Below are 14209 nucleotides of genomic sequence, written 5' to 3' on the forward strand. Positions count from 1 at the left end.
ATTGAGGGCCTCCTTCCCGAGCCCGTCGATACCCGGACGATATGTATCGTCCGGCTGAGCACGGAAGGGGGCCCGGCCCTCATAGGGTCAGGTCAGCTGCCATACGACCGTCCAAGCGCCGTCGCTTCCCACGCTGAGAGCGCGAGTTCGATTCTCGTCACCCGCTCCATGATCGAGACCCAGGTCAGAGACCTGGGTCTTGTTGTTGTGCGCGGGGATCAGTCACCGCCGCCATTCCCCGGCCCGAAGGTCATGCGCAGGTAAAATGCTAAGATCCGGCCACTCGCCTGGGGGGTGTCCGAACGTCATTTGTGCCGCGCGTCCATGACCTGCGGCTCGACGGCGCACGCACAAGTCTCTCCAAGCCTTCGCCTACCGTCCCCGGAGAGGTCCTGCATGGGCAGACGTGCGCTCGTACGAGGCGCCACCGCCGCCGCTGTTTCCTTCACGCTCGCCCTCGGGCTCGGCCCGCTCACGGTCGGCAGTGCGCATGGGGAGACGGTCACCGGAGAGGTGGTCGTGCCGGCCACCACGAGCATGGTTCCCCGGACGGGTCTGCTGAGCGCGGGGCCCTCGGGGTTCCTGCGCTACGAGGACGGGCGTGGCCAGTTGTGGACGACCTACGACGGCGTCGACACGGTCGTCGACGCGTCCGGCACGGACGCGTACGGCGTCACGAGTGCCGGCGCGGGCTCGGACGTCGTCGCCCGCTACGACAGCTCCGCAAGGACCGTGACGCTGCGGAACATGACGTCCGGTCAGGTCAGTACGGTCGCGCTCCCCGACGGACACTCGTACTTCAGCACTCTCGGGTCGACGGTCGTCACGACGGCAGGAACTCCGGGCACCGACAGCGTGTGGCAGCTGCTGGACGCGCAGGACGACGGCTCCGTCACCGACCGCACGGTGCAAGGTGTCCCCTCCGGCGTCTATCTGCAGTCCGCCGCCGGGCTGGGCGACGCGCACGGGCAGGTCGTGCAGTACCGCAAGGGCGACGACATGGTCACCGGGTGGCTCGACGTCGAACAGGGGCGCTTCACCGCCCTGCCGTACACCCTGCAGTCCTGGTACTACCTGGTCGCGCTCAGCCCCACCCACCTGGTGTGGTTCTACGACGGCACCCTGCACGTCGCCTCCCGCCAGAACCCGACCGCCGCCGTGCGGACCGTACCGGTCGGCGACGTCGCGCAGGTGCTGGGCCTGGTCGGCGACACCGTCATCGTGTCCCGGTACGACTCCTCCCTGGGCCAGAACGACACCTACCGCGCGGTCTCGCGGGTCGAGGCCGTCCCCCTCGACGGCTCCGCGCCGCGCACGCTGCTGGCCCGGACGTCACGGCAGGCCATGCCGACTCCGGACGGCGGGCTCCTGGTCGCGGGCGGCGCCGACACGGACCACTGGGGTGTCTTCCTCATCGAGGCGGCCGCGGGCGGCGGGGTCACCGTGCGCAGGATCGCGGACGCGTACCCCCGGCAGACCGCCCACACGGTCTCGCAACTGACCCTCTCCCAGGGGCGGTTGACCACGGTCGAGCAGGACCCCGTGGGTGACTGGTCGTATCTCCACACCCGGGAGACCGGCGTGGCCGACTCCCCCACGGCGGGGGCACGCACCACCCGCGGCCGTATCGTGCTGGAGGACTTCTCGGCCGGCCGCCCGCGTCTCCTCGACACCGGCGACGGCCGGACGGTCATCTCCGGCTACGGCACGAGCGCCGCCCAGCAGCCCCAGCTCCTCGGCGCCGGCCGGTCGCTGCCCGGCACCCGGATCGACAGCTCCCGCAGCTATCAGACCGCGACCGCCGCGGGCGGCCGCTTCGCAGCCCTGACCAGGCCGTACGACAGCACCGGCGCGGCGGAGACCCGGATCGTCGACCTCGACACCGGGCGCACGGTGTACACGACGACGGAGACCGTGCGGGCGATGTGGGGCACCACCCTGTGGGTGATGTCCGGCAACGACACCGTGGTCCCCGTCGACCTGCTGACCGGGCAGCAGGGCGAGCCGGTGTGGTTCGGGCGCGGCTGCCTGCTGAACGACTTCCAGGCGGTCGGCCGGTGGCTGCTGTGGAACTGCGTGCTGGGCTCGGAGGGCCAGGGCGTCTACGACACCGTCACCAAGCGGAATCTGACGCTCGTGTCGGGCTCCGGCTGGGCACAGGCGCAGCTCGGCGACGGCTTCGTCGCGACGGTCGAGTCCGGGCAGCTGAAGGTGATCGACGTCCGCAACGGGACGCCCGTGTCGCACACCGCCGGGAAGTTCGAGGGGAACGCCTGGGACGTCGACCCGTACACCGGCGTGATCGCCCAGCTCCGCTCCGACAACTCCATCCGCCTGACCTCCAGCGACGTCCCCGTCTCCGCCCTCGTCCAGCGCGACGCCACCGTCGGCGCCTCGGTGGACGTCAAGGGCGGCGCCGCGCAGTGGAGCCCGAAGTGGTGGCTGAACAAGCCCGCGGCCTCCTGGAACCTCGTGATCGGCGACAAGGCCGGTACGGCCGTGCGCACGCTCTCCGGCGGTCTGACGCGCGGTGTGGTGAGCCCGGCCTGGAACGGCAAGGACGGCTCCGGCCGGCTGGTGCCCAACGGCGCCTACACCTGGAAGCTGACCGTCACCCCCGCGGACGGGCAGGGTGCGGCGTTGACAAAGACGGGCACGGTCAAGGTCACCGGAGCCGCCGCGGTCCGCCGAGACTTCGTCGGGTCGGACGGCTTCGGCGAGCTGATGACGCTGAACGGCACGGGCGGGCTGACGTACCAGTATGGGACGGGGAAGGGAACGTTCACCGGGAAGCGAACGGGCTCCGGGTGGCCGACGACGGTGAAGGTGGCGCCCTTCGGCGACCTGAGCGGTGACCGGTGCAACGACGTACTCGTACGGTTCAGCAGCGGCGCGTTGCGCGCCTACCGGCCCGCGTGCGGGGCGGCGGTGACGCCTTCCACCGCGTACACCTCGCTGGGCACGGGCTGGAACCAGTACGACGTGCTGACCTCGCCCGGGGACATCAGCGGTGACGGCCGGGCCGACCTGATCGCCCGCCAGTCCTCGACCGGCGACGTCTACCTCTACAAGGCGACGAGCACGGGCAAGCTCGCCGCCAGGGTGAAGATCGCGTCCAAGTGGACGGGTTACAAGAAGATCGTGGGCGCGGGTGACCTCAACGGCGACGGTTACGGCGACCTGCTCGTGCAGGACAAGTCGAACGAGCTGTGGCGCTACGACGGCACCTCGACCGGCAAGTTCAAGAGCCGCGTGAAGGTCTTCGACGACTGGGGCTCGTCGTACAACGTGATCGTGGGCGTGGGCGACATCACCGGCGACGGCAGAGCTGACATCGTGTCCCGCGACACCTCCGGCACCCTCTGGCGCAACAACGGCAACGGCAAGGGCTCCTTCGGCGGCCGTACGAAGATCGCCACCGGCTGGCAGGGGTACAAGGGCCTGTTCTGAGCCGGCCTTCGCCACTGCCCCGCGGGCCCGGACGCCAATGGTTCGTCCGGGCCCGTTCAATGCCGCATGCCGTGCCCAACGGCTTTTCCGTGGTGCCGAACCACACAGTCCGGGGCCGTGCCCCAATCCCTGCCCGTAAGAGCGGACAACCACGGTCAACAGCGGTGCGATCAGACCCGCGCAACGGGGCATGCACGGTGAATCTCCGCAGGTCAGCAGCCATACGGTCGCGCAAGCGCCGTCGCTTCCCGAGCTGGGAGCGCGAGTTCGATTCTCGTTGCCCGCTCCAGCGCGAAACCCCAGGTCAGTGGTCTGAGGTTTGTTTGTCGTCCAGTCCGATATGAGGCCGCGGGTGCATCCGGCGCCCTGCTGGCTAATCTGCACGCGTGACGACCGAGTTGACCCTGCTGCCCCGAGTCGCCTGTCGCGGACGGGAGATCACCGCGCCCCGGCTGCGCGGGCTGTTGGCCTTGCTCGCGGAGGATCTGCGCAGCGGCTGCAGCACTGGTCGGCTGATGGAGGGTCTGTGGCCGGACGAGCTGCCGGAGCGGCCGGGCAAGGCCGTGCAGGTCCTGGTGTCGCGGCTCAGGGGACAGCTGGGTGCCGATCTGGTCGTCAGCACGCCGACGGGGTACCGGCTGGCGCTGGGCGAGACGCAGGTCGACAGTTCCGCGCTGCTGCTGTACGAGGCGGCGAGCGCCGAGCGTGCGCGGGCGGGGGATCACGGAGGTGCCTTGGCGCAGGCCGAGGCGGGTCTGGCTCTGTGGGACGGGAGCGTGGGCGCCGGGACGGGAGAGGATCTGCATGATCCGGTGGTGGCGCTGCGTGCCGATCGTATGCGGGCGTTGCGTTCGCTGGTCCGTTCCCGTGCGCTCGCACTCGCCCGGGTGGGGCGGCGGGAGGAGGCCGCCACGCCGTTGGCCGAGCTGGCCCGGGAGCTGCCGCGGGACGAGGAAGTACTCGCGGAGCTGCTGCGCTGCGAGGCCGCCACCACCGGCCGGGCTGCGGCGCTGACCCGGTACGACACCTATCGCCGTCGGCTGCGTGATGAGCTGGGGACCGATCCGGGGCCCCACCTCCGGTCGCTTTACCAGGAGTTGTTGCGTGCGGATGTGCCACACGCTCGCCACGGTGTGCCGCACGAGCCGAACCCGCTGCTGGGGCGGGACGCCGACATCGCCGCCGTGGCCGGGTTGTTGCGCGATGCCCGGGTGGTGACTGTCGTGGGTCCCGGCGGGCTGGGCAAGACCCGCCTCTCTCACGCGGTGAGCCGGGCGGCCGAGCAACCTGTGGTTCACTTCGTCGCCCTGGCCGGTGTCATCGCCGATGACGACGTGGCCGGTGAAGTGGCCTCGGCCGTCGGTGGCGGGGAAGGCCGCCAATTTGCGGGCGGCAAGGACGTGGTGAGCGGCATCGTCGCGGCGCTGGGCCCTGGGCCTGCGCTGCTGGTGCTGGACAACTGCGAGCATGTGATCGTCGGCGCGGCGGGGCTCGTACAGGCGCTGGTGTCGCGGTCGAAGGAGCTGCGGGTTCTGGCCACCAGCCGGGCTCCACTGGGGCTGACCTCGGAGTCCGTGTACGCCCTGCCGGAGCTGTCCCTGGCGACCTCCGTCGAACTCTTCGAGCAGCGGGCGCGGGCGGCCAGGCCCGGCGTGGACCTGCCCGCCGACCAAGTGGCCGAGATCTGCCGTCACCTGGACGGGCTGCCGCTGGCCGTGGAGCTGGCCGCGGCTCGGGTGCGGGTGCTCTCCGTGGCCGACATCTCGCGTCGACTACAGGACCGTTTCGCGCTGCTGCGCGGTGGCGCCCGTGACGCACCCGAGCGGCATCGCACGCTGCAGGCCGTGGTCGAGTGGAGCTGGAATCTGCTGGAGCCCGACGGCCGGGCGGCGCTGCGCGCCTTGTCGGTCTTCCCCGGGGGCTTCGCCGAGGACGCGGCGGAGTACGTGCTCGAGGAAACCGTGGACGCGCTGGCTCTGCTGGAGCAGCTGGCCGGTCAGTCCCTGATCAGGGTGAGTGACGGTCCTTCCGGGGTGCGCTTCCACATGCTGGAGACGCTGCGGGAGTTCGGCGCCGCCAAGCGCGCCGCGGCAGGCGAGGAGGAGGTGGTGACCGACCGGTTCCTGTCCTGGGCGCGGGACTTCGGCCGTGCCCACCACGACGTACTGTTCAACGGCGACCCGCTGCCCTCCTTGAACCGCATCCGGGCCGAGCAGGACAACCTCGTCCTGGCGCTGCGGTACGCGCTGGCCCGCGCCGACGGGCCCGCCACCGCGGCGCTCACCGCCGTGCTGTCCTCCCTGTGGGCCATCGACACCAACTACAGCAGGCTGGCCGCCCTCGCCGCCGAGACCGGCGGACCGCTGTCCCACTTCCGCCCCGGCCCCGAGCACCCCGAGGACGTCGAGACGGCCCGCAGCGCGGCGGCCGTCTGCGCGGCCGGCCTCTTCATGGGCCAGGGTCCGCGTGCCGTACGTCAGCTCGTCACGCTGCGCCGGCTGCCGCCCGCCCCACCGGACACCCTGTTGCGGGCGGTGTCCGTCGTGCTGTGCGCCGTCCCGGACATGGACCCGCCGCGGTATGCGCGGCTGCAGGAGTTGTGCGAGGCCGACGAGCCTCAGCTGGCGGGCGTCGCGGCGTGCGTCGCCAGCTATGTGTGGGATGCCGAGCACGAGACGGAGCGCGCGCTGGAGTACGCCCGCCGGATGCTCGACGCGCTGGAACCGCCCGGCAATCCGACGATGCTGCTGTTCGGCCACGGGCGGATCAGCGAGTTGTGCCTGCAGTCCGAGCGGGGTCAGGAGGCGTACGACCACCTGCGGGCCGCGCTGGACGTGCTCGGCGAGTTCGGCGACTGGTCGGACTCGATCGGTGTCCGCTGGGGCCTGGTGATGGCCTGTCTGCAACGCGGGGAGGTCGACGAGGCGGAGTACTGGCTGGGCCTCGCGGCGCTGGACCAGCAGCCGGAGTCCGCCCAGATCTACAGCCCCGAACTGCCGGCCCGGGCGGAGATCGCGCTGGCCCGGGGGCTCACCGAGGTGGGCCTGGGGCTGTGGCGCCGAGCGATCGAGCGGATACAGGAGGACAGCCTGCTGCATGCCGACGATCCGTTCGTGGATCCCTGGTCGCTTCAGGTGCGGTCGGCCGCGCTCGCGGCGCACGCGCAGCACGGCCGGCTGGAGCCGGTGGCCCACCTGGCCGGTCATCTGCGGGAACGACTGCTCGGCATGCTGTCCGGCTCGTCGGGGTCCGCCAACTCCTCGGCCGACGGGTCTCCGGTGGAACTACCGGTGTACGGCACGGCCCTGCTGGCGCTCGGACTCACCGGGCTGGCGAGCGGCGATACGGCGGCCGTACGTCTGGTGGCGCTGGCGGATCGGATGCCGGTGCCGCGGGAATTCCCCACCCTGTCCTCGTCCCGGTCCCGGCAGGCGGCTGAGAACGCGGACAGGGCCGCGTACGCCGACGCGAGGTCGAGGTACGCGGCCCTGGGGAGGAACCAACTGCGGGTTGCGGCCCTGCACGAGCTCACTGCCGCGGTTCGCGGCTGAACTGCGCCTTGGACCAGAAGTAGCCGAGCACGGTCAGCCCCAGGCACCAGGCCAGGGCCAGCACCGCGTTCTTCGTGCCGATCCCGCTGCCCAGCAGCAGACCGCGCAGGGTCTCGATGAAGGGCGAGAACGGCTGGTACTCGGCGAACCAGCGGAACCAGCCCGGCATGGCGTCCACCGGCACGAACGCGCTGGACAGGAAGGGCAGCATGACCAGCGGGGTGCCGATGTTGCTGGCCCCCTCGGCGTTGGGGCTCACCAGGCCGATGCCGACCGCGATCCAGGTCAGCGCGAGGCTGACCAGCGCCATCAGCCCGACCGCCGCGATCCACTCCATGAATGTCGCGTCGGGCCGGAAGCCGATGGCCACTCCGATGCCCAGGACCAGTGCCAGAGCCATCAACGTCTGGATCACGCTGCCGATCACGTGGCCGATCAGCACGGAGGCGCGGGAGATCGCCATGGTGCGGAACCGGGCCATGATGCCCTCGGTCATGTCGGTGGCCACGGACACCGCGGTGCCCAGCGAGGTCATGGCCACGGTCAGGAAAAGAATGCCGGGGACGAGGTAGGCGACGTAGTCGGCCCGGTCCGCGTGACCGCCGGTGATGCCGGCACTCATCACGTTGCCGAAGACGTAGACGAAGAGCAGCAGCAGGATGACCGGGGTGAGCAGCAGGTTCAGGGTGAGGGAGGGGTAGCGGCGGGCGTGCAGGAGGTTGCGCCGCAGCATGGTGAGGTTGTCACGGACGGCGTATCCGGCGGAAGTCATCGAACGGTCTCCTTGTCGGTGGGCTGAGCAGGTACGGAACCGCCGGTCAGGGCGAAGAACACGTCGTCCAGATCGGGGGTGTGCACGGACAGTTCGTCGGCCTCGACGTCGGCGGCGTCCAACCAGTCGAGGATGGCGCGCAGCTCACGCTGGCTTCCGCCGCTGGGGATCTGCAGGATGAGCGCCTCGTCGTCGCGGGTGGTCTCGCGCAGCGCGGTCGCCGCCCGTTCGTACGCCACCGGGTTGGAGAACCGCAGCCGCACATGGCCGCCCGGGACGAGCCGTTTGAGCTCCTCGGCGCTGCCCTCGGCGACGAGCTTGCCGCCGTTGAGCACCGCGATGCGGTCGGCGAGCTGGTCTGCCTCCTCCAGGTACTGGGTGGTGAGGAAGACGGTGGTACCGCCGGAGACCAACTCGCGGATGATCTGCCACATGGTGTGGCGCGAGCGCGGGTCGAGGCCGGTGGTCGGCTCGTCGAGGAAGATGATCCGCGGGTTGCCGACCAGGGTCATGGCGATGTCGAGGCGGCGCTTCATTCCGCCGGAGTAGGTGGATGCGGGCTTCTTCGCGGCCTCGACCAGGTCGAAGCGCTCCAGCAGCTCGGCGGTCGCGCGTCGGCCCTCGCCACGGGAAAGGTGGTGCAGGTCGGCCATCAGGAGCATGTTCTCCTCGCCGGTGATCAGGCCGTCCACGGCGGAGAACTGGCCGGTGACACCGATGGCGGCCCGTACCGTCTGGGCCTCGGTGGTGAGGTCGTGCCCGGCGATCCGGGCCCGTCCGTCGTCGGCGGAGATCAGGGTGGACAGGATGTTGACCACCGTGGTCTTGCCCGCGCCGTTCGGCCCGAGGAGGGAGAAGATCGTGCCGGCGGGCACGTCGATGTCGATGCCGTCGAGGACGGTCTTGTCACCGTAGGACTTGCGCAGCCCGGTGGCTGCGATCGCGAGTTCCTGGCGCGTCGTTGTCATGCCGCAGAGCGTGCGGCCGAGGCGGTTCAACATGGTTTCAACCCGGTTTCAGCCTCGCAGTGAGGGCTTCAGAGCACTGAAACTCGCAGGTCGGGACGCATGCGAGTGCTGTGGCACGACGGCCGCCGTCGCCGGGAGCGCCCGACGAGCTCACCCGGCGGGCAGCCGCAAGCCACGCCCGCGACCCCACTGTGCCGTGCCCTCAGCGTGCCGAGTCGCCTACTCAAAAGGTGACTTGGCGGCCGGCCGGGCCCCGGTGTCGATCAGTTGATCCGAACGACCTGCCAGAGCTCGTCGTCCGCGCCGTTGTCCGTCGACTCCACGTGCCCGCCGCGCCGTTCAGGCGGCCGCGGCGAACGTGGAGTTCCTCAAGGGCGCCGTCGAGGTCATCCCGCTGCCCGCGCACACGAGCGAGGTCGTGATCTCGAACTGTGTGATCAGCCTGTCAGTCGACCAACCCGCTGTCTTCGCGGAGACGTTCCGGGTCCTGAGGCCCGGTGGGCGGATCGGCGTCTCCGCCGTTGTCGCCGACGGCGCCGTCATGCCCGAACTGCGGACCTCGCGTGGCGACCACGTCGGCCGCATCGCCGGCGCGCTGTCCTTCGCCGTACCCGGCGGGCGTGGAGGCCGCAGGGCACCGGCGTCGAGATCTCCACGACCCACCCGGTGGCCGCCGGCATGCGCTCCGCCATCGTCGCGCGGTCAAGCCCGCCGACGTCGGTGGGAGGTGCGGCTCGACCAGGACGGCAGATGCGTGCTGCGGCGTCACTGCCTGCTGCACGTCGGACGAGCGGGCCGCCACCCCTTCGACCACGGTGACCGAAGCCAAGGGACGGTGGCCGTGGCGGTGGAGCCAGTCGGGTGAGCGCCGGGCCCGCGCGGCTGCTCCCCGGACAGCGCGGACAGCGCGGACAGCCGCTCGGGGCCATCGCCGGGGCGGCCGGCAGCCGGCTCATTCAGGGCACTACAACCTCCGTCACAGCCCCACGCAAGGCCCCCGAAGAATCCGCGCAGGAGCGTCACACAGGCTGCACACAGTCTTTCGAATGCCCCGTTAGCGTTGCTGGCCGCTCGACTCCACGTGCGAACGTGGCCAGACCGCGGCCCTCGCGATGGCGACAGCACGTCAACTCAGGAAGACCGCAGATGGACTACTGTTCCTCGTGCCGTCGGCACCTCAACGGCGCCCTGGTGTGTCCCGGGTGCGGTGCCTACGCCCCGGACATCGCTCCGGTCAACGCCCACGGTCGCACCGTCCCCGCCCGGACCACCCCGGCGACGGCGACCGCAGCGGTGAGCGCGGCGGTGGCCCGGGAGTTCTCGGCCTCGGACAGGGGGCACGCGGGACGTCTTCGTGAGGAGGCGGCGGTCGCGGCCGGTCCGGACGACGCCCCGCAGAACGACCTCTCCGGCGACCTCGCGAGCGCGCCACAGGGGCGGGCGGCGCGGCGTCGCCAGCGAGCCCGTTGGAAGAAGAACCAGCGCCGGGCCGTGGTCGCGACCGCCTTCGCACTCGTCGGAGGCGGACTGACCCTCGCCTCGATGGACCGGCACTCCGGCGACCGGGCCCAGGCGGCCCCGGCGCCGGACGTCACGAGCATGGGTGGCCCGGAGGGACAGGCGCCGGACCTCCAGCCGCCGTCCACGGGGCCCGACGCTCGCCGTCCCTCACACGCCTCCACCACTCGGTCGCCCGCCACCGGCCTCCCACGTGAGCGGTCCGCCGTGCCCCAGCCCAGCACCACCTCGGCGGACGTTCGACCGGATGCCGCCGCCGTCCCTCGTACGGCCACGGCGACGCCGACGACCGCGCCCCAGCCGCAGAGCACCTCGCAGTCATCGTCATCGTCCTCGTCCTCCGGTGGGACGGTCACGGTCCCCGACCACACCACTGCGGCGCCCAGTCAGACGCCCGCGCCTGCCGACGGTGTGGGTTCGGGAACCTCGCAGTCGAGCCCCGCGCCCGCGGCGACCTCGCCGTCGCACCTCTGCCTGCTCGTGCTGTGCCTCGGCTGACCGGAGTGATGGTGTAGCCCGCTCCACCATCACCGCGGTGGCCTGCTCTCCTGCGTCTTCGTGGGCGGCCGCCTAGCGTTGCGGGCAGGGGGAAGACGATGCGGCGGGCAGGGCGGGCCACGGGCCGGCTCGCCCTGAGCGCGGCGATGACCTTCGTGACGTATCTCTTCGTCACCGTGCTGCTGATCACGGCCGTCGGCACGGTCGCGGTGGTCGGCGCGTGGATGCTGCCCGAGACGGTACTCCTGGTACGCCGTATCGCAGGGGCCAAGCGCGGCCAGGTCGCCGCCTGGACGGGCCGCGCGATCCCGGAGGCGTACGAGCCGGTCACCGGCCCGCTGCGCGAGCGCCACGGCGAGCGCGAGGAACGGCGGGGGCGGGCCCAGAGGGCCGGCCTGCTCGCGACCCACGCCGCGACTTCGGCGGAGCTCCAGGCGGGAGCGCCGCGGCGAAGGAGCCGTGGGATATCGGGACAGGAGTGTCGGACACGCGAGGATCATGCGGCCGGATCATCACGCCTCACCCATCACAGGGGGAGAGCGTGATCGAATCGGGTGGCCGTGCCAGTAGGCTTGGCCATCTTCGGCACCCCACCATCACTCGCCCCGGCGGAGTCATGGCCGGCGGCGGTCGAGTCGTCGCACTGCATTCGTCTCACGGCATGAGGATGAAACAACAGGTGCTGATCGCGGGCCGGTACCAGCTGAACACCACCGTCGGACGTGGCGCGATGGGCGAGGTGTGGCGGGCGTACGACCAGATGCTCGGCCGGCCCGTCGCCGTCAAGGTCCTGCTCGCTCAGAACGCCGACCCCACCGCCGACTCCCGTTTCCGTCTTGAGGCCCAGACCGCGGGGCGGCTCCACCACCCCCATGTGGTCGGCGTCCTCGACTTCGGGGAGCACGAGGGCCGGCTGTTCCTGGTGATGGAGCTGGTCGAGGGAGACAGCCTCTCCCGGGTGCTGTCCGACGACGGTCGGCTGCCCGCCGAGCGGGTCGCGGCCATCGCGGCACAGGCCGCAGCCGGGCTCGCCGTGGCACACGAACAGGGCATCGTGCACCGTGACATCAAGCCCGGCAACCTTCTCCTCGACGCGGACGGCACGGTGAAGATCGGCGACTTCGGCATCGCCCGCTTCATGGACGACCCGTCGGCCGCGCTGACGGCGACCGGGCAGATCGTCGGTACGAGCCTGTACATCGCACCCGAGCGCGCCCTGGGCAAGCCCGCCGGACCGGCCAGCGACGTGTACTCGCTCGGCTGCGTGCTCTACCAACTCCTGACCGGGCACCCGCCGTTCCGCGCCGACACCCCGATCGCGATCCTCCACCAGCACCTCGACGCCGCCCCCGTGCCGCCGCGCGAGCTGGGCGTCGCCCTGCCGCCCGCCTTCGAGAACTACCTCCTCGGTCTGCTCGCCAAGCGGCCCGAGGAGAGGCCCACGGCACGACAGGCCGCCGACTGGTTCGCCGCGGGTGCCTGGCGGGGCCGCCCCGAGCCGCTTCCGGCCGCGGCCCCCGAGCCCCGTCACGTCCCCGCGGCGGTCCCGGAGCCGCCGGCGCTGCCCCGCACGGAGACGGGCCCGCCGACGACGTACAAACTCCCGTCCGCACCAGGAGCCCCCGGCCACCGGGCGGCCCACCGCCAGCGCCTCTCGACGGCGGCACACCGCGAACGCGCCTCGACGGGGAGCCACCGTGAACGCCCCGCGGCCGGAGGCCACCGCGAACGCCTGTCGGGCGGAGGCCATCGCGAACGCCTGCCGGGCGGAGGCCACCGCGAACGCCTGCCGGGCGGAGGCCACCGCGAACGCCTGCCGGGCGTGAAACGCCGCGTACGGGTATCGACCGGCGGCCGCCGGGAGCGGCCCTCGCTCCGCGCGTTCGCCGCCAGCCGGCCGCGCGCCGTGGGGCTGATCGCCGCAGCGGCGCTCTTCCTGACCGCCATGTTCGTGGGCATGGCGGTCTTCTCACCGGACAGCAGCTCGGCGGAGACTCCTCGGAACACCCCGTCGAGCCCGGCTGCGCCGACGCCCTGAGCGACGAGCCGCGCGACATCAGCAGATGCCATCCGGCAGTTCCTCACCCGAAATCCCGTGGTCTGTCTCCGGGCTGTGAGTCCGGTCGAGTTGACGGAACGTTGACCAACGGAAGAGAGATCGTGGTGGTGGCCGACTGTATGTTCACCCGCATGCCCCCACAGCCCCCACGCCTGCCCGTACTCCCTTATCGCAAGCCCACGCAAGGCCGCGACTACTGGGTCCTCGACGACGTCCTGCCGAACGTGGACGAGGTCCGGGCCCGTTGTCTCGCCAAGGGCGAGGACGACTGGACCAAGGGGTTCCCGTACACGCAGGAGAGCTGGCCGGGGCTGCGTACCATGCCAGGGCTCGAACCGGGTGAACTCGCCCGGATCGAACGGATGGTGCGCAAGGAGACCGGCGCGCAGAAGCTGTGGCAGCAGACCGCGCCCGGCGGCGGCACCCTCAACCACAACTGCGTCCAGGTCGTCGGCAAGGACGAGGGCGAACCACGTCCGCACACCGACTCACGCGCCCTGTGCCGCTATGCCGCCGTGCTCTACCTCAGCCCGAACGTCCCCAAGGACTGCGGCACGAGTTTCTACCGGCAGAACCTGCCGGGCGGCGTCCTCGGCGGCAACATGGTGCAGGCCCCGCACACCAATCTGGTCGAGGCGCTGGGCACGCGGTACGTCTCCCCGGACGCGTTCGTCGAGGACGTCCGCGTGCCGCAGCGCTACAACCGGCTGCTCCTCTACAAGGCCAACATCATGCACAGCGCCACCGGTTACTGGGGCAGCGACCTGGAGGAGAAGCGCATGACGGCCGTGTTCTTCTGGATGGCCTGAAGTGCCGGAGCGTGGGCCTCAGCTCAGGCCGAGATCGGCGAGCGCGGTCGTCCAGTCCGTGATGATCGCGTCCTGTGCGTCCGCCAGGCTCACGTCGCCGGCGCACACGGCCTTCTTGAGCTTGTTCTCGACGGTGTCCTTGTCCGCGGAGGTCTCGTCGCCGTAGTGCGGCTCCGGCCAGAGGTTCAGCTCGCTCTTGGGCGCGCCGCCGAGTTCGAGCGGCACGAAGTGGTCCTCCTCGTAGTCCGAGGTGCTGGTGTCGGTGTAGCCGTACTCGACGATCTGCTGCTTCTTCAGCGCGGTGGTGTACGAGCTGGAGGGGCACACGGTCGCGGTCCAGCCGGAGACGCAGATCGTGGAGCCGATCGTGTCCTGCGTGACGTACGGGTTGAGGGCGCCGGGCTGGCAGCCGGGGTCGGGGAGGGGGAGGTAGTCCTGGCTGCACGTCTGCGCGTGCGCGGTGCCGGTGGTGACGGTGAGGCCCGCGGCGGCGAGCGCGAGGGTGCAGAGGGTGGTGACCAGGGGACGGGATATTCGGGACATGGGCAGGACTTGGGCGTCGGTTCACCTGGCCGTACGGCCGC

General features: G+C 71.2%; 10 protein-coding genes. 7 read left to right on the forward strand and 3 right to left on the reverse strand.

The window, feature by feature from the left end; translation table 11 throughout:
- Window positions 1–396 precede the first annotated feature (396 nt).
- Together ACZ3TS_RS31645 and ACZ3TS_RS31650 are read left to right on the forward strand one after the other, a co-directional pair.
- The gene (locus ACZ3TS_RS31645; protein WP_467624684.1) at window positions 397–3450 is read left to right on the forward strand and encodes an FG-GAP-like repeat-containing protein; all 3054 of its coding nucleotides are present in this window, start codon (window positions 397–399) and stop codon (window positions 3448–3450) included.
- 386 nt (window positions 3451–3836) lie between these two features.
- Window positions 3837–7001, forward strand: coding sequence for an ATP-binding protein (locus ACZ3TS_RS31650; protein WP_467624685.1), 3165 nt, complete (start codon window positions 3837–3839; stop codon window positions 6999–7001).
- Here ACZ3TS_RS31650 and ACZ3TS_RS31655 read toward each other — a convergent pair.
- Together ACZ3TS_RS31655 and ACZ3TS_RS31660 are read right to left on the reverse strand one after the other, a co-directional pair.
- Entirely contained in the window at window positions 6979–7773 is a 795-nt protein-coding gene (locus tag ACZ3TS_RS31655; RefSeq protein ID WP_467624687.1) for an ABC transporter permease, read from the reverse strand. The genes ACZ3TS_RS31650 and ACZ3TS_RS31655 overlap by 23 nt on opposite strands.
- A complete protein-coding gene (locus tag ACZ3TS_RS31660; protein WP_467624689.1) occupies window positions 7770–8741 on the reverse strand; it encodes an ATP-binding cassette domain-containing protein in 972 nt (323 codons plus the stop codon). The genes ACZ3TS_RS31655 and ACZ3TS_RS31660 overlap by 4 nt, the downstream gene beginning before the upstream one ends.
- 358 nt (window positions 8742–9099) lie before the next feature.
- Here ACZ3TS_RS31660 and ACZ3TS_RS31665 point away from each other — a divergent pair, with 358 nt between their 5' ends.
- The 5 genes from ACZ3TS_RS31665 to ACZ3TS_RS31685 all read left to right on the forward strand — a co-directional run bounded on the left by ACZ3TS_RS31665 (window position 9100) and on the right by ACZ3TS_RS31685 (window position 13625).
- Window positions 9100–9606, forward strand: coding sequence for a methyltransferase domain-containing protein (locus ACZ3TS_RS31665; RefSeq protein WP_467624690.1), 507 nt, complete (start codon window positions 9100–9102; stop codon window positions 9604–9606).
- 281 nt (window positions 9607–9887) lie between these two features.
- Window positions 9888–10757, forward strand: a complete 870-nt coding sequence (locus tag ACZ3TS_RS31670; RefSeq protein ID WP_467624692.1) for an SCO2400 family protein — start codon at window positions 9888–9890, stop codon at window positions 10755–10757.
- 98 nt (window positions 10758–10855) lie between these two features.
- A complete protein-coding gene (locus ACZ3TS_RS31675) occupies window positions 10856–11302 on the forward strand; it encodes a hypothetical protein (protein ID WP_467624693.1) in 447 nt (148 codons plus the stop codon).
- A gap of 116 nt (window positions 11303–11418) precedes the next feature.
- Window positions 11419–12795, forward strand: a complete 1377-nt coding sequence (locus ACZ3TS_RS31680) for a serine/threonine-protein kinase (RefSeq protein ID WP_467624695.1) — start codon at window positions 11419–11421, stop codon at window positions 12793–12795.
- A 152-nt stretch (window positions 12796–12947) separates the two neighbouring features.
- On the forward strand, window positions 12948–13625 hold the full coding sequence (locus ACZ3TS_RS31685; RefSeq protein WP_467624696.1) for a DUF6445 family protein: 678 nt from the start codon (window positions 12948–12950) through the stop codon (window positions 13623–13625).
- An 18-nt stretch (window positions 13626–13643) separates the two neighbouring features.
- On the opposite strand, the gene ACZ3TS_RS31690 is transcribed toward ACZ3TS_RS31685, so the two are convergent.
- Window positions 13644–14168, reverse strand: a complete 525-nt coding sequence (locus tag ACZ3TS_RS31690; RefSeq protein WP_467624699.1) for a hypothetical protein — start codon at window positions 14166–14168, stop codon at window positions 13644–13646.
- Window positions 14169–14209: the final 41 nt, after the last annotated feature.

This window comes from Streptomyces sp. NPDC022910 (genome assembly GCF_055561075.1).